The 16,269-nt window shown below is 41.6% G+C and carries 29 protein-coding genes; 12 read left to right on the forward strand and 17 right to left on the reverse strand.

The genetic code is table 11. From position 1 onward, the window contains the following. Positions 1-64 precede the first annotated feature (64 nt). Positions 65-238: a hypothetical protein gene (locus CAL7507_RS32810; RefSeq protein ID WP_015130663.1), complete on the forward strand. Its 174-nt coding sequence runs from the start codon at positions 65-67 to the stop codon at positions 236-238. A 432-nt stretch (positions 239-670) separates the two neighbouring features. Here CAL7507_RS32810 and CAL7507_RS21805 read toward each other — a convergent pair whose 3' ends face one another. From CAL7507_RS21805 to CAL7507_RS21860, 12 genes are all read right to left on the reverse strand, one after another. Beyond that, positions 671-1,036 (reverse strand): hypothetical protein, encoded by a 366-nt coding sequence (locus tag CAL7507_RS21805; RefSeq protein WP_144051333.1) that lies wholly within the window; start codon positions 1,034-1,036, stop codon positions 671-673. Then, positions 1,033-1,653 (reverse strand): hypothetical protein, encoded by a 621-nt coding sequence (locus tag CAL7507_RS21810; RefSeq protein ID WP_015130666.1) that lies wholly within the window; start codon positions 1,651-1,653, stop codon positions 1,033-1,035. Before CAL7507_RS21810 ends, CAL7507_RS21805 begins: the two co-directional genes overlap by 4 nt. Continuing rightward, positions 1,654-2,106 (reverse strand): hypothetical protein, encoded by a 453-nt coding sequence (locus CAL7507_RS21815; RefSeq protein WP_015130667.1) that lies wholly within the window; start codon positions 2,104-2,106, stop codon positions 1,654-1,656. It lies immediately after the preceding gene. Between the two features lies 1 nt (position 2,107). Continuing rightward, the gene (locus tag CAL7507_RS21820) at positions 2,108-2,371 is read right to left on the reverse strand and encodes a hypothetical protein (RefSeq protein ID WP_015130668.1); all 264 of its coding nucleotides are present in this window, start codon (positions 2,369-2,371) and stop codon (positions 2,108-2,110) included. After that, positions 2,371-2,952: a hypothetical protein gene (locus tag CAL7507_RS21825; RefSeq protein WP_015130669.1), complete on the reverse strand. Its 582-nt coding sequence runs from the start codon at positions 2,950-2,952 to the stop codon at positions 2,371-2,373. Before CAL7507_RS21825 ends, CAL7507_RS21820 begins: the two co-directional genes overlap by 1 nt. 130 nt (positions 2,953-3,082) lie before the next feature. Beyond that, positions 3,083-3,928 (reverse strand): hypothetical protein, encoded by an 846-nt coding sequence (locus CAL7507_RS21830; RefSeq protein WP_015130670.1) that lies wholly within the window; start codon positions 3,926-3,928, stop codon positions 3,083-3,085. A gap of 2 nt (positions 3,929-3,930) precedes the next feature. Beyond that, positions 3,931-6,495, reverse strand: a complete 2,565-nt coding sequence (locus CAL7507_RS21835) for a hypothetical protein (RefSeq protein WP_015130671.1) — start codon at positions 6,493-6,495, stop codon at positions 3,931-3,933. Position 6,496: 1 nt separating this feature from the next. After that, on the reverse strand, positions 6,497-6,853 hold the full coding sequence (locus CAL7507_RS21840) for a hypothetical protein (RefSeq protein ID WP_015130672.1): 357 nt from the start codon (positions 6,851-6,853) through the stop codon (positions 6,497-6,499). Then, entirely contained in the window at positions 6,846-7,424 is a 579-nt protein-coding gene (locus CAL7507_RS21845) for a hypothetical protein (RefSeq protein ID WP_015130673.1), read from the reverse strand. The genes CAL7507_RS21840 and CAL7507_RS21845 overlap by 8 nt, the downstream gene beginning before the upstream one ends. 2 nt (positions 7,425-7,426) lie before the next feature. After that, positions 7,427-8,011, reverse strand: coding sequence for a hypothetical protein (locus CAL7507_RS21850; protein WP_015130674.1), 585 nt, complete (start codon positions 8,009-8,011; stop codon positions 7,427-7,429). After that, positions 8,001-8,351 (reverse strand): hypothetical protein, encoded by a 351-nt coding sequence (locus tag CAL7507_RS21855; RefSeq protein ID WP_015130675.1) that lies wholly within the window; start codon positions 8,349-8,351, stop codon positions 8,001-8,003. Before CAL7507_RS21855 ends, CAL7507_RS21850 begins: the two co-directional genes overlap by 11 nt. Then, positions 8,341-8,673 (reverse strand): hypothetical protein, encoded by a 333-nt coding sequence (locus CAL7507_RS21860; RefSeq protein WP_015130676.1) that lies wholly within the window; start codon positions 8,671-8,673, stop codon positions 8,341-8,343. Before CAL7507_RS21860 ends, CAL7507_RS21855 begins: the two co-directional genes overlap by 11 nt. A 219-nt stretch (positions 8,674-8,892) precedes the next feature. On the opposite strand from CAL7507_RS21860, the gene CAL7507_RS21865 reads away from it, so the two are divergent. The 3 genes from CAL7507_RS21865 (at position 8,893) to CAL7507_RS21875 (ending at position 10,163) form a co-directional block, all read left to right on the forward strand. After that, positions 8,893-9,471 carry a site-specific integrase gene (locus CAL7507_RS21865; protein ID WP_015130677.1) on the forward strand — a complete coding sequence of 193 codons (579 nt, stop codon included), beginning with the start codon at positions 8,893-8,895 and terminating at the stop codon, positions 9,469-9,471. After that, positions 9,468-9,668 carry a hypothetical protein gene (locus tag CAL7507_RS21870; protein ID WP_015130678.1) on the forward strand — a complete coding sequence of 67 codons (201 nt, stop codon included), beginning with the start codon at positions 9,468-9,470 and terminating at the stop codon, positions 9,666-9,668. The genes CAL7507_RS21865 and CAL7507_RS21870 overlap by 4 nt, the downstream gene beginning before the upstream one ends. Positions 9,669-9,809: 141 nt before the next feature. Then, positions 9,810-10,163, forward strand: a complete 354-nt coding sequence (locus CAL7507_RS21875) for a hypothetical protein (protein WP_015130679.1) — start codon at positions 9,810-9,812, stop codon at positions 10,161-10,163. On the opposite strand, the gene CAL7507_RS33190 is transcribed toward CAL7507_RS21875, so the two are convergent. From CAL7507_RS33190 to CAL7507_RS21890, 3 genes are read right to left on the reverse strand one after another with little or no spacing between them, the layout of a single operon-like run. After that, entirely contained in the window at positions 10,143-10,703 is a 561-nt protein-coding gene (locus tag CAL7507_RS33190; protein WP_015130680.1) for a hypothetical protein, read from the reverse strand. The genes CAL7507_RS21875 and CAL7507_RS33190 overlap by 21 nt on opposite strands. Beyond that, positions 10,700-10,897, reverse strand: coding sequence for a hypothetical protein (locus tag CAL7507_RS21885; RefSeq protein ID WP_015130681.1), 198 nt, complete (start codon positions 10,895-10,897; stop codon positions 10,700-10,702). Before CAL7507_RS21885 ends, CAL7507_RS33190 begins: the two co-directional genes overlap by 4 nt. A gap of 37 nt (positions 10,898-10,934) precedes the next feature. Next, on the reverse strand, positions 10,935-11,618 hold the full coding sequence (locus tag CAL7507_RS21890) for a hypothetical protein (RefSeq protein WP_015130682.1): 684 nt from the start codon (positions 11,616-11,618) through the stop codon (positions 10,935-10,937). A gap of 7 nt (positions 11,619-11,625) precedes the next feature. Between CAL7507_RS21890 and CAL7507_RS32445 the strand changes: the two genes are divergently transcribed. Further along, positions 11,626-11,787, forward strand: coding sequence for a hypothetical protein (locus tag CAL7507_RS32445; RefSeq protein ID WP_160166348.1), 162 nt, complete (start codon positions 11,626-11,628; stop codon positions 11,785-11,787). On the opposite strand, the gene CAL7507_RS30225 is transcribed toward CAL7507_RS32445, so the two are convergent. Together CAL7507_RS30225 and CAL7507_RS32450 are read right to left on the reverse strand one after the other, a co-directional pair. After that, positions 11,784-12,182: a hypothetical protein gene (locus CAL7507_RS30225; RefSeq protein ID WP_015130683.1), complete on the reverse strand. Its 399-nt coding sequence runs from the start codon at positions 12,180-12,182 to the stop codon at positions 11,784-11,786. The genes CAL7507_RS32445 and CAL7507_RS30225 overlap by 4 nt on opposite strands. A 352-nt stretch (positions 12,183-12,534) precedes the next feature. Beyond that, a complete protein-coding gene (locus CAL7507_RS32450) occupies positions 12,535-12,696 on the reverse strand; it encodes a hypothetical protein (RefSeq protein ID WP_160166349.1) in 162 nt (53 codons plus the stop codon). A 300-nt stretch (positions 12,697-12,996) separates the two neighbouring features. Here CAL7507_RS32450 and CAL7507_RS21900 point away from each other — a divergent pair, with 300 nt between their 5' ends. From CAL7507_RS21900 to CAL7507_RS31885, 7 genes are all read left to right on the forward strand, one after another. Next, on the forward strand, positions 12,997-13,434 hold the full coding sequence (locus CAL7507_RS21900; RefSeq protein WP_015130685.1) for a hypothetical protein: 438 nt from the start codon (positions 12,997-12,999) through the stop codon (positions 13,432-13,434). A gap of 117 nt (positions 13,435-13,551) precedes the next feature. Then, positions 13,552-13,935 (forward strand): hypothetical protein, encoded by a 384-nt coding sequence (locus CAL7507_RS21905; RefSeq protein ID WP_160166350.1) that lies wholly within the window; start codon positions 13,552-13,554, stop codon positions 13,933-13,935. After that, on the forward strand, positions 13,928-14,173 hold the full coding sequence (locus CAL7507_RS21910; RefSeq protein WP_015130687.1) for a hypothetical protein: 246 nt from the start codon (positions 13,928-13,930) through the stop codon (positions 14,171-14,173). Before CAL7507_RS21905 ends, CAL7507_RS21910 begins: the two co-directional genes overlap by 8 nt. Beyond that, entirely contained in the window at positions 14,166-14,366 is a 201-nt protein-coding gene (locus CAL7507_RS21915) for a hypothetical protein (protein WP_144051244.1), read from the forward strand. The genes CAL7507_RS21910 and CAL7507_RS21915 overlap by 8 nt, the downstream gene beginning before the upstream one ends. 338 nt (positions 14,367-14,704) lie before the next feature. After that, positions 14,705-15,883: a transposase gene (locus CAL7507_RS21920; RefSeq protein WP_015130689.1), complete on the forward strand. Its 1,179-nt coding sequence runs from the start codon at positions 14,705-14,707 to the stop codon at positions 15,881-15,883. Further along, a complete protein-coding gene (locus CAL7507_RS33485) occupies positions 15,880-16,014 on the forward strand; it encodes a hypothetical protein (protein WP_015130690.1) in 135 nt (44 codons plus the stop codon). The genes CAL7507_RS21920 and CAL7507_RS33485 overlap by 4 nt, the downstream gene beginning before the upstream one ends. Before the next feature lie 66 nt (positions 16,015-16,080). Continuing rightward, positions 16,081-16,269, forward strand: a complete 189-nt coding sequence (locus CAL7507_RS31885; protein WP_015130691.1) for a hypothetical protein — start codon at positions 16,081-16,083, stop codon at positions 16,267-16,269.

Below are 16,269 nucleotides of genomic sequence, written 5' to 3' on the forward strand. Positions count from 1 at the left end.
GCGATCGCCACAGTCAGGATGGTTAAAATTAGAGGGCAAACCTCTGTAAAATTGCACAACCGAGATGTCACAAGAGGCAAATATCGATGATGTTCAAGAACCAATTACCAGTGCTTCGCCGGAAGTGCGGCAAATTGTAGAGCGGGTATGGCATTTAGAAAAAAGCAGATTGGATAAAAAAATTAACAGTCATATTAATGATGACATTTTGGCAATTGTCAAGGAAGCGGTGCGATGAATCCCCAGAGGAGTCTACCTGTGTGAAGTCGATGTAATATTCTGCTCCTGATGCAAAAAATGTCGCCGCGTTGGGGTTGTTAATGTACATTTCGAGGTTGCCACTTGGGGTTGCTTGCCAAAATGATTTATTTTCTTTGCTGTCGGTGTGGACAGGGCGCATCTTAACGGTATTGCCACCGCAAGGATGATTGGTTACGCTTTCTACTAAGAATTTAGCTCTGACTGACACAATGAATCTCCAAAAATTGATTGATGAACTAGAAAGTTTTAGTAAATACTTGCTATCGCTACCAGGGACTGTTATAGCCTATTCCGATGATCTGTACGGTTATCCTTGGGGAAGAATAAGATTAATAGGCATATTATGTATGGGTTTCAGCTTTTATCTAACAGTTTTAAGCCTTGTTCTCCTGGGCTGAATAGCAATGAGTTAGAACTGGTCATCGTGGATCTCAAAGCCTGATTGCCTGTAAAGATGTGCGCCAATCTGCTTAATCCAGTTGGCTAATCGATTGAATTTATGCTCAATTGCCTTATCAATAGAGTTAAATCGATACTCAGCAAATATTTTCTTTTCAGAATACTCAGTTAAGTGAACATCTAATTTTTTCTCTGTTGTATACAATTTATCAGTCAAAGTATCTTTCAAATTATCAATGGCTGTTAGCAAGTGATTCTCAGATTTTGATATTTTGGCATTAATATTTGCTTCAATTTGAGATAGACGATAAATAGCTCCAGTCAAAGTAAGCAATCCCAGAATAATAGTGAGAGCATTATTAATATCAATTTTCACAATTTTAATATCTCCCCATAAACGTATTCCAGCCACATAGAATCGCTGGACATTGATGGCTGAACGTGGAAACTTAACGTTTGATTTTGAGTAAAGTTAAACGTAAATTCTTGGATTGAATTGGTATAACGAGAATAAGCGTTAATGTCGTTGGGTATAGTTATTTGAGAATTTGAGCTACGCAACAATAAGCTTCTTTGGTAAAGAACGGAAGTGTATCCAGAGATCTGTGAACTACTGCTAAAAATATCTGTGCCAGCAATCCGACACCGAAAAGTTTTAGTATTGGTGTTATTGCTCATTCCCAGTAGTGCCGTGATTTTCAACACACTGTTAGCTGTTAGAGTATTAGCTGGAATAGTGTAACTATACAGTTGCGTGAGAGCAGTCGTGCCCGTACAGTTTATTTTTGTAGGATGAAAAAACAGAAAATCTGATAATTGCACTCGCTCCAACTTGGGCATAATAGCCGCAAAACTGGTGTCAGGAGGAGTGTACCAATTGCTTTTACCTGTGAGATGTTTTATCTGATAAGCAAGCGACTTCACTATTTGAATAAGATTGAGTGTGGCATCTGAAGATGCTGGATTTTCGTTATCATCAATGATGACGGGCATTTATCCCCCAATTAGTTCATTAAGAGCATCAATCTTGGATTCAATTGTTGTCGTGTCTGTACCTTCATACTGATAAATTGCAATATTGGCACTGATAAACCATTTGGGAACTTGAATCGATACGAAATAATTAATATTTAAATCGTTAAAAACTATCAAGTTAAATTTTCCCAGAAACAGTCTTTCACGTTCACCCGTAAAGCTTGCACCCAGTCCAGTTGTTAAGCTGCGGCTGAGGTATCCTGCATACTTCCAGATTTTGCCTAGAGGAACAGTAGTAGTTATAGATACCGCAATAATCGGTTTATCAAAAACTACTGGTACATGAATTTCGGTTATCTTTTCATAAATTGGATTTCCTGCTGCATCGTTCAAAAAACTTACAGCCGGGAAAGAATCACTATATTGCAAAGCCCAATTACTTTCTATTCCTAGCTGCAAGTTGCGTGCCATATCAAGCGTGAGAAATTACAAAATCAACGTGATCGGCAAATTCATCTACAATTTCAAACGGATTAGGAATACCGTAATGCTCCAGCTTGTCGAGGTACTCAACCGTGTCAATTTTCCCGGTTAGCCAATCTCTACCCGCTTGGTTGATGGCAAGCATTCCCTGAAATTCAGAGTCAGAGCAGTTGCCATCAATATCAACGGATAGCAAATCCAACGGATCATCTGGAGTCCAAATAATGCCAGTTCGTTCTGCTATCTTGCTCATTAACCTTCAGGGGTGAATCTACCCCGGTTTTTACCGCCATTTCCTTCAAGGAAGGTTGTCAAAGCTGATTGACCTGCTATAGCTAAAACAGCTGCATCATACTCTTGACCACCAGCATTCTGTCCAAAAACACTGGTGACAGAATCAACATCTGGTTTATTGTAGGCGGCGCCAGTAATGCGACTATTTTTCTTGGTAGTTCCAGGTACAACAGAAGTGAGCGTTAGCTTGGCAAACTTAAATTTACTTGCTTTGATCAGAATTGGCGTTGTCAATGCTGCAAATTCGGTAGCAGTTGTAGTGTAATTAGCAAGCAGACCGAGAAGCACAGTAGCAACCCCAGACCCTTGTCCGGTTTGTCCACCTTTGATTAACCGAGCAGGAAGATAAACTTTAGTGGTGCCGGCAGTGCCAAAGGGAGAAATATAACCAGCCTCTTTTTCTGTTTTCACCCGCTTAGTTTCGTCGGTGATAGCTGCATACTTTGCTTGTCGTTCTGCGGGAGTAGCTTCTAACCACTCTTTGTATTTGTCATACCGAGCCTTCTGTGCTGGGTAGCGTTGCAGGTCTCTAAACCCCATAATTTTTATTGGTGATAGTTACAGTTTTCACCAACTCTAACCCTTGAAAATCCTTAGAATTTTGCACTGAAACCTAATAGGTTTTTACCTTTATTTTCTGCCGTTGTTTCCCGTTGACACTCATTGAATCTCAGGGATATTTCACTAATGACTGATTTCTGAGTGTTGTATCTATCAAAAATACAGGTGGTACAAGATTACCTAAAGAGACGTAAGCACTCCTGAATCTGAGAACTGCCACAGGTCGATACCGTCGATTTTGTACCTGTTTCCCCAAAATTGTGACTTTCCCGGCTGTTGCCGTTGTAGTGCTGGGTTTATCTGGGTCATTGAGTAAAACCCTGTCTGAGTGAAACGGTACATCAATTACGTTACAAATTTTTTCATAAATTTCTACTCCGTCAGCTTTGGAGTTCACAAGTATATAATTACCTCTGGGAAAACCGTTATCAGGGTCAGTGTAACTTGCGCTTTTATTGCCGCAAGTATAAGTTATTCCCCTCCCACCTGATAAAAAAGTAGTTTTAATTTCGTTAGCTATTTCTGTCATTTCTGCTTTGGTAATAGCTGGCTTGACGTTGCCAGAAGCACAAGAAAATTTCATCAATCTGACAGATTTTTCATGCTGTATGGGAGATTCTTCCTCTGGAGATGCTGATGCATCCTGAGAGAAGACAAAAAATAGCTGTGGATGCCCGGCTACTGGCGGTGCAGTATCAAATTTCGAGCCATAAACTACGGCTAAATTTTTTCTACTGTAACCAATTACATTAAAAAACAGATTATGACGCATATTCATCATTGCGTCGTTGTCATTGTCGCCAATCCGACAAGCTAATTTTAAAGATGCACGTGGTGAAGATAGATCACCGTTGCCATCAACATCTCTAAAATATCTGTCTACACGTCTGTTGAATTCAGTTTTATAAGTCTGCTGGAGATGTTCAAAAGGATTAAAATCATCTGGTACAGGCATCTTTAATCCTCTCCATCAAATAAATCTGAGAAGTCAAATGGATTAGGCTGAGAATTGGTTTTACCTTGAGATTCTTTAGCTTTTAATTCATCAGGCTCTGGAATAGGTGTAGCTTTGTTTTGTACTTTGTCATCTTCTTTTACAGCTTTTAAAAATTCGGTTGAAGCTGTTGTTAGTTCAGTAGTGGCATTTATCACGTCTAATGGTGCTTGTGTCACCATCTGGATGGTTGACGCTCCATTTTGCAAGCCTTCTAGAAACTGACTGACACGATTAAACTTAGGCTGCGGATTCATCCAGCCATAGGCGTTTTCTAAAATTACGCCACCCTTCTTTAAAGCATTTCCTATCTTTCCTGTATGAGAGGCTATTAATTCAGAAGCTTGTAGGATAGTTTGGGATAAGTTTAAGAAACTATTTAAAACGTTGGTAGTGGCTTGGTAAATTCTATTAGCTTTAGCCCAAGTCTCACTTAAGGAAGTATAATTTTCTGCACCAATTGCACTTTTAATAAGGTTCTCAATGCTGGAATTTAAAACACTACCAATGTCAAAAGCATTGCCTTCACTATCTTTAATGCCTACAAGCGTCAATACATTGCTTAAAACTTGTCCCAACGTTGCACCGATATCTCGGCTCAACATTGCTCCATTGTGAATCGTTGCAAACAGAGTTAGATACCCAACTGCGGTATTTATCATCGACCAACTGCTAAACCGTCCCAGGAAGCCTGATAGCCCACCCGGAACCTGAGCGCCTAATCTAGCTAAAACCGATTCAAGCATCCCTATTTGGACAGCGTTCGCACTGGCATTTACACCACCAAGAACATTTCCTAAATTGTTTGTTGCATTGTTGGTATTGGCATTAATAGTGTTAGCTAAATCCTGATTAGCTTTTTTACCACATCCATTCTGTAAGCTTCTACAATTTCCCGCCTGAACAGCGTTATTTATTTGCTCAGGTGTAGGGATAGATGGTTTGATGGCTTGCGCTACTAATACAGGTATAAGTCCTAGCTTTGCTAACGTCAGATCTAATTTTGGGATTGCTTCCTCATTCACTTTTTCTTGTTCCTTTACTTTAGTTTTCAAAGTATCAAGGTCTGTTTGCTGTCTTGTTAACTGTGTTTTAGTCGTGTTGATATCATTTTTTAAACTTGTAATTTCTGGATTAAAACCAGTACCTTTTATTTTTGCTTCCTGTAGCGCAGCATTAGCTGTATTTTGTGCTTGATTTACCCCATTTGCTACAGCAGCAAATCCAGTTCCCAAGGCTGATATTTGATTATCTCTTTTTTGGTTGTCTGCGTTTAGTTGACGGGCAATGTCTGTGCTTGAAAAATCAGCATAGGTCACTGTGGCGGGTGTAACTGTGGCGGGTGTAACTGTCACACCTCCAGTGTCTGCAATAGTTACGATTGCAGGTGTAATCGTTGCAGGAGTCACCGTAACACCCCATTTTTTGGTAGAAGCAATCACTGGATTAACGCTAGCTTCAAGTATTTTCTTAGTAGAGTCTTGAACTGCTTTAATCCCGGTTGTTATGGCTACTGGTAACTGTTTAACAACTTTATTTACATTATCAATAGCCTTGCTTTGTATAGATATAGTTTGATTAGCTTTATCTATTTCCTTATTTGCTTTATCTAGTGATTTTTGAATTGTGCTTACAGTAGCTTCAAGTCTTTGCTGAAAATTGTTTCCTGCTGTGGTGAAGTATTTTGCAATATCAGCATTTATTTTTGATATTTTATCCTCTACTATCTTCCTTCCTTGTCTAATTTCATAGGTATTATCGTTTACTTTTTTCTCTAGTATTTGTCTTCCTACTCTAGCCTCATACAATGCATCGTTAGCATTTTTGTTAGCTCGTTGCGTGTTTTGATTAATGCTAAAAAAATCTTTAGCAATCCTACTATTACTATCATTATTTATCTTGATAGCTTTTTCTACTTTCTGAATCTTGGCATCTAATGCTTTGTTGCTTTGAAATGCCTTTTTTATTAGCCTCAGTTGTATATCAAATTCCTTGCCTGCTGTTTCAAATTGCCTTACTGTCTGCTCACTAAGTTCTTTAGTAAGCTGTAGTGATGCGACTCCTAAAACTACGCCCAAACCAGCAAGTATCCCTGGTACAAACTTAGCAAGCTTTCCTATTTTTCCTGCTTTCTGTATATCACTACCAGTACCTGGTACATCTTTTAGTAATGCATCTTGTACTTTTTTCAGTGTGGTAGTGGTTTTCTTTGCCTCATCAGCAACTTTTTTAGTGATTTGCCCCACTTCCTTTGCTGTTTGAGCCGCCGCTTTAGTAGTGCGTATCGCCTTCCCTGCTTGCTGCACAAATCTACGACTAGGGGAAGAAATAACAGCCTTGCGGACTTGAGAAGTATTTGTGATGTATCCTTTGAGATTTAATCGTTGTACTTGTCTGGCTCCTTTAAGGCGCGTAAATGTTCCTTTGGGGTCGCTCATATAACTTTCCCAATTGAATGTAGAGGGAAGGCTATTAGGTATTTTTGGAGTAGGTAATTCAGGTAAAGCAGCACCATTCCAGGTTGGCATTCTATGCTCCTAAGAATTGCAATATATTTGAAACGTACTCTACTAAAGGATTTACTAGAGTTTGCAATCCATGTATTGCTAGCGAGATATCTTGATGGATTATCTCTATCTCTGAAAATGATTCCAATGTGCGTAGGAGTCCGGTCTTCAGTCCTTCCACATCTTTTTCTATCCTAGTCAATCTTGCATTTACGCTATTTAAATTTGCGGAATTATTGCCCTGCAAATTGTTGCTGTTTAATCTATTTTCAATATCCTTTAATCGCTTGTTTATACTATTGAATTGATTATTTAAATTAGCAATAGTTTTGTTCAAACTAGCAATTGCAATGTCTGTATCCTTGCATTGGTCAGCCATATTTTTTAATCTTACTAATCAAAGTATTAATTTTGTTTCCCCTATCCTTGCAATTTACACAGCAATATCCAGGGTATTTATCATGCTTGCATTTGTGATGCCCAGGCGGACAATCGTCATCACAAGAAACTTGATAATCCGTTTCTTTTAATGGGATTGTAAATAAAAAATTACCATTCTCGTCAGTAACTATCAAACCAGTACTATCGGCATTTGGTGAAAATGTGTTACTGACAATACTAATAGCTCCTGAAAAAACACTGAAACTAGCTTCAATCAATCTTTCAGTCCCTGCACAATTGCCATATAGGTCATGCCTAAACCCGTTGAAAGCACCCTCTTGAGCTACTGCTTTAAAGAATAAAGTCTCATTTTTGAAACTATTAATTGAAGTACTTCTAGTACCTGATAAATTCTCAGCAGTATAAATGACACTTCTTGTACCACTAATTCCACAATTTCCAGCAGGCTGGAATGATATAGAGAATGGTGCTGTTGGTACAATTATTTGTTTAGTTACTCCATTCTCCGTAAAAATTACTTTACCTTTAGTCTTACCTTCGCAATACATATTTATCCCAATTTCCAAATATCAGCTATTAAATAAATCTCATTTTCTCCTGTAGCACATGGCGTGCCCAACCCAGAACTACTAGTAGATGCATAAGACGGAACAAAGTACTGGATTTGAAAATCTTTGCTGGCTGCAATAGTGAATTCCCCACTTAATGTGGTTACTAGTGCGTTGTCTCCAGTAATGTAATTATTTAAACCAAGCAAAGCTGATACGTTGTCAGTTGTATTCCTTAACCTTAATTTTGTTTCCCCTGACCTATAAAAATTTGCTTGACATGACAGATAATATTTTCCACTAGGCAATGTGAAAGTTGAAGTGTTTAGCGAAACTTGTAAGGTTTCATCAATTTGAATTGTATTAATATTTCTGGCAGCCCACGAATTTCTAGTGGGAGAACCGCCAGCCTCGCCACTAGTTCTACTATCTAGCAACTGGATGTAGGATGCCTGATTATCACCGCTATTTATGCCTGATAGAAAATTCTCACGTGTAATGTGTTTTGTAGCTCCTCCAATTTCTTGAATTAGAATTTTGTCGCTATTGTCTGACGTATTTTTTTCAGGTAAATCCTTAATCTGCATCGTATTTATGAATCACTAAGTTGTGAGTAAGGCATTGAAAACCTATTCTTTCTGAAAGATAAATATTGAATGTAGAGACATTCATTAATTCAGCATTATCATCATTGCCATAAGTGATAGAGATATCAAGCTCATTAGTAATGCTGTGTCCAGACTCGTCAGTGATTTCTCCCTCAAAATTTTCTAACACTTTTAAGAGAATCCCCACTAGCAAGCTTTCTGCTGAATTATTGCTAGTAGGATTTAGTTTTGGTAAAGAAGATTTGGTGATGGTAAGTGTGGTTAATGTCTGTGTTGCTCCCTCACCAAATAATTGCTGAACACTAAGGCTAGTAATCATCAGGGTCAATTGTTAGGGGTCCGACTAACTTGTCGAGTTGAATAGAAATTGTATCTCTTTGATAATTAGTACTATTTCTAATTACGAAGGTCGGCAAGTTTTCTCCATCAATAGCAATACTCTGATCAATATTGCTATCAAGGTTTGTGACTGATAGCTGAATCTTGGCTAACTGTAGTATTGCTACTAACAGTGATTCAGCGCTGTTGTTTGCGCTAGCCGTAAGTCCCACTGCGGCTAGGTCGGCTTTTGTGATGGTTAAAGTTGTACTCGTTTGTACAGCGTTTATTCCGAAAACTTGAATTAATGTAGGCTCTGCCATAAAAACAGTTTGATGAAGTGATTAAATCTGTTTTATTCGGCATTTAAAAATAAGTAAATCTTCCAGTTTTATGTAAAACCAGAATATTCACCGATGGCTTAAAATGCTTGCAGTGAATAGGATTGAGGCAGTTATTAATAATAGCTAATTTTGAAAAGATTCCGGTTTTACCTGTTGGCAAGGTTAAACCGGAACAATGGAGAGGTCAAATTATAATCAATGAAAAACAACCGCAATGGTCAATCGGCTGTAATTACTGACACTGACTATTCTAAAATCCGCAAGCAGATTAAAAGCAGAAAATATAAACTACTTTTAGATTTGGCTTGGTACACAGGTGAGCGTTGGGGGGCACTTGTGCAGCTGCAAGTAGATGATGTGTACGATGCCGAGGGTAAACCACGGGAATTCATTAACTTTCGGGCCAGAACTCGCAAGGCAACCCCTGACGGGAAGCGCAAAACTCGACAAGTGCCTGTGCATCCTGTGCTGAGAGAGTCTTTGTTAGGATATCAGCCAGAAGCTGGTGCTTGGATGTTCCCTGACCGGGAAGGTGATCAAGCAATTTCGCTACGCTGGGGTGACATGATTTTGCGGTGTGCTGTGGATAAAGCCGGTTTATCTGCCAAGGGCATCAGCACTCACAGCACCCGCCGGAGTTTTATCACCAAGTTGGCAAAGCGGGGTGTGAGTTTGGCAACTATCAAGAAAGCTACTGGTCACACCGATTTAAAGGTACTTTCTCGCTACATCGAGGTGACTGACGACGACGTTAAAGAGGCGATCGCTACTTTATGAATAATCTCATCTCCACCGAGCTACTACACAAAGTCATCGCCCTCAACAACAAGCTACTTGCCGGAGAAGTAAGACATCCCGCCCGGCTGGCCTTATTTCTGGAAGAGATAGCTACTGATGCCTGGAATGAAGCTAAGGATTTGGGGGCGGCTAGTTGGGAAGATGCTGAGGATTTACCAGCTTCTCTCAAGTTCTGACAATTAGCTTTAAAGCACTTATCCTGAAGCTGTAATGCACTTATGGTTGGCGATCGCCTTTCTTTGCTTTGGTGATCGCTTTTTATTGGGCATTGGGGAGATGCTACATTGACGTGTGACACGTCAACACAGGATTTTGATATGAGCAAAGGTGGACATACTAGCGGCACTTGGACAAACGCTAGCACCTGGCAAAGTGGGCCAACTAAAACAATCCGCGTACCAATTGCACTTGAGCAGCAAATAATGGCGTATGCTAGAGCGATTGATTCCGAATCTGCCAGCAAACCCAGCATCCCCCAGCGCGAGGGGGATATTTTTTTGCAGTTCACCCTTGGGGTTATAGACCGCTACATTAATTGGCGACAAAAGAATTATCGCTCTACTCAAAATTCCCGCAAACCGGATTTGACAGCTCGCACTTGGGATGAACTGCGGAAGTTGAGAAAGTTACTGGTTCAAAATCCAGAAGTTTTAACGCCAGGAGCGGATTAATTGCTCAACTTCCTGGGGTGAATTTCCATCGGCGATCGCACTCTCTACAAGTGACTTTCGATTTTTGGCGATCGCACTATTTGCACTGCCGATGTAGCAGCGGTTTTTCTTCCTACCAGTCATCCAGCAGTAACGGTAATACCAATATTTGTTACCTGACCGCTCTACCCAGTACTTTTCAACCCAGTGGGTATCGTGTTGGGGCGCAACTTTTTTAGTATCAGTATTTACCTGCGCCCCAACAAGAGAACTTACGGTGTTTGGCTGAGTATCACTATTAACTTGCGCCCCAACAAGTATCTCCCACTCGCGCCAAGCTTCATCATAAGCATCCAAGTTTGGGTAATCATCTGGGTCTGGTGGTTCGTCTGAGTCATCGTAGAAAATTGTCAGCTGATCGCCCTCGGCTTTATGGGGCACTTCTCCGAAATCGGCAGGGTTCCACGGCTGACCATCTTCCTCATCCCAGGATGGATCGTAAAGGGGAGCAGGGAGGGGGGAATCTATTGTTTGTAAATCAAACAGTGCTAGCTGTTTCATGACTTGCTCCCACGCCGAAACGGGACTATCTCATGACTGACTGATTCAGATAATTCTTTAAGGGCTGCTGACCAAGCCAGGGCAACGGTTACTGGCATGTCTCTAAAGTCAACTTCAGCAATGAACCGGCGGCGTATCCAGTTTTTAAAAAGTTCGACTTGCTGGAGGTCGAATAAATAGTGTGATTGATTCATAATATGAATTCCATGCGGCTTTTTTTATACATAGAAATTATCCAGAGGGGAATAATTCATCCCACTCTGTAGAGTTCCCGTATAGCTGAAGTAAGTGATTGTAGTTATGAGGATGTTCCCAATACCTTCGCCTCAAACAATCACGTATAAAACCTTCGGGGTTATGTATTTTTTCAAATCCACCCCGCAAGTTAAACATGATAATTGCTAGCTGAATTTCGTTGGTTGGTCTAGCTAATACTTCTTTTTCGCGCTCGTCAAAATGAATACCGTTATCTGCGAGGGTGGCTAAGTTCTGGTCAATATTAGAATGCTGCTGCTGTATATTACCTGTCTCGGCCGATTGCTGGTTTGAGGTGGGTGAACCGTAACTACAGTTACTGTTTTGTAAGTTTTTTTCTCGCGGCTTTTTCGGTGGTTTGAGCCAGTCCAACGGTCTAACTAGTAACCTAAATATTTTCCAACTGTACTGTTTAACTACTTGAATGACTCGCTGTTCTACGAGTAAGTTAAACATCTGTTTGAGGTAATTGTGACTGTATCCTTTACCTCTTGACTTCTCTACCCATCTATTGAATTCGGATAAGTCTGGTTCTACTTCTGTACTGATTTCCCCTTGTCTCATTAGCCACTGCCAGAGAATTTTAGCAGCATGGGGTATGTGATTCAGATAACAGAATGATTCATGTTCTTCCGTCCACGGAAGCGTGTTTTGTGGCATAATATTGGTGTGTTTTCTATTAAGAACTAATCAAAGCCGCCCAACAGTTTCCAGCCGATGGGGGGCTTTTCAATTTTTAATCAGTGGCGATCGCACTCCTCCTGTAGCGGTAATGGCGATCGCACAAAATAAAACCGTCTCTACCCAGCGGGCGGGACGGTTTTATTAGGGTTTTATTGCGTCATCTCCAGTCTTTTGGTGAGATGCTAGATGATAAATGTCGCTTTTTATCTGGTTTGATTCTTCCTTGAATTCATGTTCAGCTTCTTCGCTTTCTCCCAGCCGCGCCTTTAGCCGGGCTTGGTGAGAATGGACGTATTCTAAATGCCGCTTCTCTAGAATTTCCAGGCGCTCTAGGATTTTCCCAGCAGTTGTGTCTCTGATTGGGGCAAGCTTCCAATCGGGATTTCCCCCGTTGCTATCTTCTCCACCAATTTTGATCTCGATAGTCCCATTGCATTGGCTCTTCTTTTTAGCTCCTCCCACGCGCTTTGGCTGAGGCTGAGTCCGACTGTCGCTACGTCTTCTGCCGATTTCTTTGGTCTTGCCATTTACATCATCCACACATTTATCTCCATTTTACATGAGCAGAATAATTAACCATGAGCAGAATGATTGACAAGGGAGTTCTACTCATGATTAATTTATATCATGAGTTCTACATTAGTAGAATAATTTTTAGCTCCCCTACGCCTAGACCTTGCGTGGCACCACTGGAGCAAATTACCCACGCCACTGCGTAAGCCCCGGCGCGGAGTCAACCTGTACCTGATGCTTAATTTTTACTTTTGATTCTCAAAGTAAAATTTTGAGTCCCAAATTTTAACTTGGTCACATAACAGTGACATAAACGCCTTCCCTTCACCTAGGCGCTGCCCAGTCATGCCCTTTCGCTTTGGAGGTATAAAATTAGACGCTAATCTCTCAATCGCCAATTCAGAGGAATACACCATGCCGCCAGCGCTACTGCTGGCGCTTCCTTCACCGTTGGAGGCGAATTAATTCTGTCTAAACAACGTAAATTTTTGGGAAACACCGGCGTTAGTCGGTTAACTAACGCTGGCTTTTTTGAAAACATTTGGAATGGAAATTATGGATTATCGTACCGACCTAAAACCGTGGGCTATTTTTCGCTGTGGCTCCACACTTGAGAATATCTGCGTTACCCGATTTCGTAGCCGAACGGACGCCGAAGCTTACATGAGCATTTTACGCGGGCTGTCGCCTGGTGTCAGATTTCAGGTGGTTTTCGATAAGCCGGTTGAGGTTCAAGGATAGCTCAGAAATTTAAAAGGCGATCGCACTTCAGGAGGGTGAAAAGTGCGATCGCCTTTGTGAATCAATCATCTACCCAGTAAAAAATATCACATTTAAACCAATGAAAATCAAACTACTTCATGCACACTTCCTGATTTCTCTTGGAGACTACAGTAACGAGCGAGTAGGCTTTACGGCTGAATTAGAAGAAGGTGACACAGTTAAATCGGTGGTGGCTGATTTGAGAAGCGAGGCAACAGCGGCTATAGGCGCAAAGGCGGAACAACTGTATGACCGCAGACAAGCTTTACAACAGACCTGCGATGTACTTGAGAGAAAGCTTACTAAACTGCGGACTGAATGGGAAGCAACAGCTGAATTCCTCAAGGCACAAGGCATTAAACCGGATGCTCCCTCAATGCCACAGTTTAAAAATTTGATATCCGCTGTCAAAACCGAGTCAGAGTCCGTTCTAGCTGAAATTGTCGAGGAACCAGGCCCAGACCAAATCCCTTTTGACTCTGGGGTTGCTAACAGTGACCCCGATAATTTTAACTGAAATTTTAGTGCGATCGCCCGATTGAACGGATTAGGCGATCGCCACTCGCCCAAATCTACGCTGTGGATTTAAGCAGTATGCAAATTTTACCAACGTTTATCAGCAAACATGATTGATATGGAAACCTGGGCATCACTAAAACCTGACGCAGATTTTAATCAAATTAATCAAATCTTTCCTGATGGAAAAGTTCCAATCAAGTCAATGGTTCCGATAATTCCTAGAGACGCAGAAAATCCACCCTGCTATGTGGTGGATGCAAATTTTTTGTCCAGTGAGCAAATACAAGCACTGGCAGAGGGGCTTTATGAAATGTGGCAACCAGAATGTAAATCGGTGCAGATGGCTATTGATTACATCCGTCGGGGACTCCCATTGAAGTGTGAGTATTTTTCAGGTGTCACGACAACATCTCAAGCAGCTCTTGCAATGATGCTTGACGATCCAACTATTGAGGACATTTTGGAAGATGAAGATGATGAGGAGGATTGGTATGAGTAACGACATTGAAAATCAAATTCCCGAACCAGATCCAGCGTGGGACTACTACCCACTTTGGCACTCATTGCAACATATCAAAGCCAAAATCGACGCGGCTTTAAAAGTCATGGGTGCTAGTGAAGAGGCAAACTCTGGACTAGATCAAGAAATCAAAAATTTACTTGAACCAGCTTCAGATATGTTCATCCAAATCATTGAGCGAGAGTTGAATGTTGAATATGAAGATGAAGATGAATAAATACTCCATTCAACAAAGGCGGGAATACATCAAAGACATAATTTTTGATGCCAAGCCCAATTCATGGACGGCGATTGTTGTCCACAGTGAATACGATGTAGCTCTGCTAAATAAAGCTTTTACTCCTAGCTTGAAACGCAAAGCCGCGGCGAAAAACTTCACTTTGGAATTCGCTGTACGCACCGCCCGATGAGCCAGCCTGACTCACTGGCGAAACGGGTTAAGTCAGCAGTAAAGGACGTGATTGTTAGGGGATGGCTGGGAATGGAACCGACACGTCTACCCGTCGCGATCTGAGTCCAAATCAGACGTACAGCACTAAAACACAGCAGCTTAGGGCTTTTGCGATGAATCAAGCTTCAATGGCTTTCTCAGCTTCATAAGCTCGACTGCTGCAAATGTGCTGATTTTCCCAATGTCACCCCAGTTAGCGCTGGGGTATGCCTTGAGAGTGAACTAGGCTCAACGGCCTTCGGGTGATTCGCAGGCAGTGACATTAGGGATTCAAGTAAACCACCCAGAGGGAATCGAATGACGAGAATTTTAGGACTTGATATCAGCAAGTCCTCAGTTTCAGCTTGTCTTTTGTTAGAAAAGCCAGATCAACCACGTCAATTTTACTACGATCACAAATTCCTGAAACTAGAAGCGAACGCTGAAGGAATTCGCGCACTCTTGGAACTGCAGCCCGACGTTGCACTAATGGAACCAACAGGGAATAACTACTCGAAATTATGGGGTACGCATTTAGCCCGCGCCGGAGTGGAAGTAAGGCTCGTTGGTCACAAAGAGTTGCGGAATTACCGTGCTAATCACCTGGCGTTGCCCGATAAAGATGATGATGCTGACTCCTTAGCATTAGCTTGTTACTACTTCGATTACCACCAGGAGCCGCGCCGATTTGTACAAATTCGGGATGAGGTGATTGTCAGAATTCGGGAATTGGTTTTAAGACTCGCTCACCTCAACAGGGTGCAATCGCCTATCATCAACCGCCTACGGCAAGACTTGGCTTGGCAGTTTCCAGAAGTGGCTCATACGCAATCAGTTCGCGGCAAGTCTGGTCAAGTTCCCTTGTTGTGGGGTTGGCTTTGTGGTGTGCGCCAAAGTAAAAAATACGATTTACTGTACAAGTTAACAGTGGGACTAGGCATAACTGCCACTGTTCGGCATCACGCCGAACGCCTTTGCAATCTCCAGCGGGAGGAATTCAGCATCGAGGAGGAGTTAGCCCAGCTACTCAACGATTCACGTTTTGAGAAATACCGCGCTATATTCGCACGTTTCGGCTTTGGCACTCGCTTGCAGTCAGTGTTAATCTCCCAAATTTACCCCATTGAGGCTTTCATGGATGCTGAGGGAAAACCGGAAGTGAGGATACGCCAGGGACGGAATTCTAAAAAACCTACCAAGCGTCACCTTTCACTTAGGAGATTCCAGAAGGCTTTGGGCATGGCTCCCAGCTTGGAATCGTCAGGCGATAAACATAAAACCAAGGTAATTGGAGGTAGTGATTTATGTCGTAAAGCCTTATGGCAGTGGGTGTTTACCAGAATTGAGCCGAAGCGATCGCGCCTTGCCAATCACATAGGAATCAAGTTAGGTGAACTGCTGGATACTGAAAAAGCAGTAGGCCGCCCGGTCAAGCTGGTCAGAATGAAGGTGGCAGCTAAAGCAGCGCGGTTGTTATTCAGGGAGTTAGTTAAATGACTGATAATCATCTGGATTGTAAGTTAACAATCCAGCTATCTGAAGGAGGTAAGCGGAAGCAGAGGACTGTGAAAATTACTCAAGACCAAGCACAAGCTCTTTTGGATCTAATCCGTCAAAAATACTCCTAATTAATTCTTAGGCGATCGCATTTAGTGGAGAAAGTGCGATCGCCTTAAAAGCTAAAAGTAAAAGATATGACGAGAATACTACAAATAGGCGATCGGGTCTGGGGTACGATGGGCGGACCGGTCGGGTTGGTCATTGATGTTCGCTTGCATGAGGTACAAGGACATCAAGAAGCATTGGTTGAGTACTATTGGGGAAAATCTTATTGGTACAAGTCTGACGAGCTAGTTCGTACTTGCCTTTCTTTATCCAAGTGA

The sequence above is a fragment of the Calothrix sp. PCC 7507 genome, from assembly GCF_000316575.1.
GTDB lineage: Bacteria > Cyanobacteriota > Cyanobacteriia > Cyanobacteriales > Nostocaceae > Fortiea.

What these genes read in the sequence shown, in the direction of transcription:
- CAL7507_RS21905 (WP_160166350.1), top strand. Translation starts at nt 13,552, where the DNA reads ATGGAAACCTGGGCATCACTAAAACCTGACGCAGATTTTAATCAAATT.
- CAL7507_RS32450 (WP_160166349.1), bottom strand. Translation starts at nt 12,696, where the DNA reads ATGTTTTCAAAAAAGCCAGCGTTAGTTAACCGACTAACGCCGGTGTTT.
- CAL7507_RS21885 (WP_015130681.1), bottom strand. Translation starts at nt 10,897, where the DNA reads ATGAATCAATCACACTATTTATTCGACCTCCAGCAAGTCGAACTTTTT.
- CAL7507_RS21870 (WP_015130678.1), top strand. Translation starts at nt 9,468, where the DNA reads ATGAATAATCTCATCTCCACCGAGCTACTACACAAAGTCATCGCCCTC.
- CAL7507_RS21840 (WP_015130672.1), bottom strand. Translation starts at nt 6,853, where the DNA reads ATGGCTGACCAATGCAAGGATACAGACATTGCAATTGCTAGTTTGAAC.
- CAL7507_RS21910 (WP_015130687.1), top strand. Translation starts at nt 13,928, where the DNA reads ATGAGTAACGACATTGAAAATCAAATTCCCGAACCAGATCCAGCGTGG.
- CAL7507_RS32810 (WP_015130663.1), top strand. Translation starts at nt 65, where the DNA reads ATGTCACAAGAGGCAAATATCGATGATGTTCAAGAACCAATTACCAGT.
- CAL7507_RS21865 (WP_015130677.1), top strand. Translation starts at nt 8,893, where the DNA reads ATGAAAAACAACCGCAATGGTCAATCGGCTGTAATTACTGACACTGAC.
- CAL7507_RS21855 (WP_015130675.1), bottom strand. Translation starts at nt 8,351, where the DNA reads ATGATTACTAGCCTTAGTGTTCAGCAATTATTTGGTGAGGGAGCAACA.
- CAL7507_RS21830 (WP_015130670.1), bottom strand. Translation starts at nt 3,928, where the DNA reads ATGCCTGTACCAGATGATTTTAATCCTTTTGAACATCTCCAGCAGACT.
- CAL7507_RS21820 (WP_015130668.1), bottom strand. Translation starts at nt 2,371, where the DNA reads ATGAGCAAGATAGCAGAACGAACTGGCATTATTTGGACTCCAGATGAT.
- CAL7507_RS21815 (WP_015130667.1), bottom strand. Translation starts at nt 2,106, where the DNA reads ATGGCACGCAACTTGCAGCTAGGAATAGAAAGTAATTGGGCTTTGCAA.
- CAL7507_RS21810 (WP_015130666.1), bottom strand. Translation starts at nt 1,653, where the DNA reads ATGCCCGTCATCATTGATGATAACGAAAATCCAGCATCTTCAGATGCC.
- CAL7507_RS21890 (WP_015130682.1), bottom strand. Translation starts at nt 11,618, where the DNA reads ATGCCACAAAACACGCTTCCGTGGACGGAAGAACATGAATCATTCTGT.
- CAL7507_RS21850 (WP_015130674.1), bottom strand. Translation starts at nt 8,011, where the DNA reads ATGCAGATTAAGGATTTACCTGAAAAAAATACGTCAGACAATAGCGAC.
- CAL7507_RS21860 (WP_015130676.1), bottom strand. Translation starts at nt 8,673, where the DNA reads ATGGCAGAGCCTACATTAATTCAAGTTTTCGGAATAAACGCTGTACAA.
- CAL7507_RS21900 (WP_015130685.1), top strand. Translation starts at nt 12,997, where the DNA reads ATGAAAATCAAACTACTTCATGCACACTTCCTGATTTCTCTTGGAGAC.
- CAL7507_RS33190 (WP_015130680.1), bottom strand. Translation starts at nt 10,703, where the DNA reads ATGAAACAGCTAGCACTGTTTGATTTACAAACAATAGATTCCCCCCTC.
- CAL7507_RS21845 (WP_015130673.1), bottom strand. Translation starts at nt 7,424, where the DNA reads ATGTATTGCGAAGGTAAGACTAAAGGTAAAGTAATTTTTACGGAGAAT.
- CAL7507_RS21835 (WP_015130671.1), bottom strand. Translation starts at nt 6,495, where the DNA reads ATGCCAACCTGGAATGGTGCTGCTTTACCTGAATTACCTACTCCAAAA.
- CAL7507_RS21920 (WP_015130689.1), top strand. Translation starts at nt 14,705, where the DNA reads ATGACGAGAATTTTAGGACTTGATATCAGCAAGTCCTCAGTTTCAGCT.
- CAL7507_RS21825 (WP_015130669.1), bottom strand. Translation starts at nt 2,952, where the DNA reads ATGGGGTTTAGAGACCTGCAACGCTACCCAGCACAGAAGGCTCGGTAT.
- CAL7507_RS33485 (WP_015130690.1), top strand. Translation starts at nt 15,880, where the DNA reads ATGACTGATAATCATCTGGATTGTAAGTTAACAATCCAGCTATCTGAA.
- CAL7507_RS21915 (WP_144051244.1), top strand. Translation starts at nt 14,166, where the DNA reads ATGAATAAATACTCCATTCAACAAAGGCGGGAATACATCAAAGACATA.
- CAL7507_RS21875 (WP_015130679.1), top strand. Translation starts at nt 9,810, where the DNA reads ATGAGCAAAGGTGGACATACTAGCGGCACTTGGACAAACGCTAGCACC.
- CAL7507_RS31885 (WP_015130691.1), top strand. Translation starts at nt 16,081, where the DNA reads ATGACGAGAATACTACAAATAGGCGATCGGGTCTGGGGTACGATGGGC.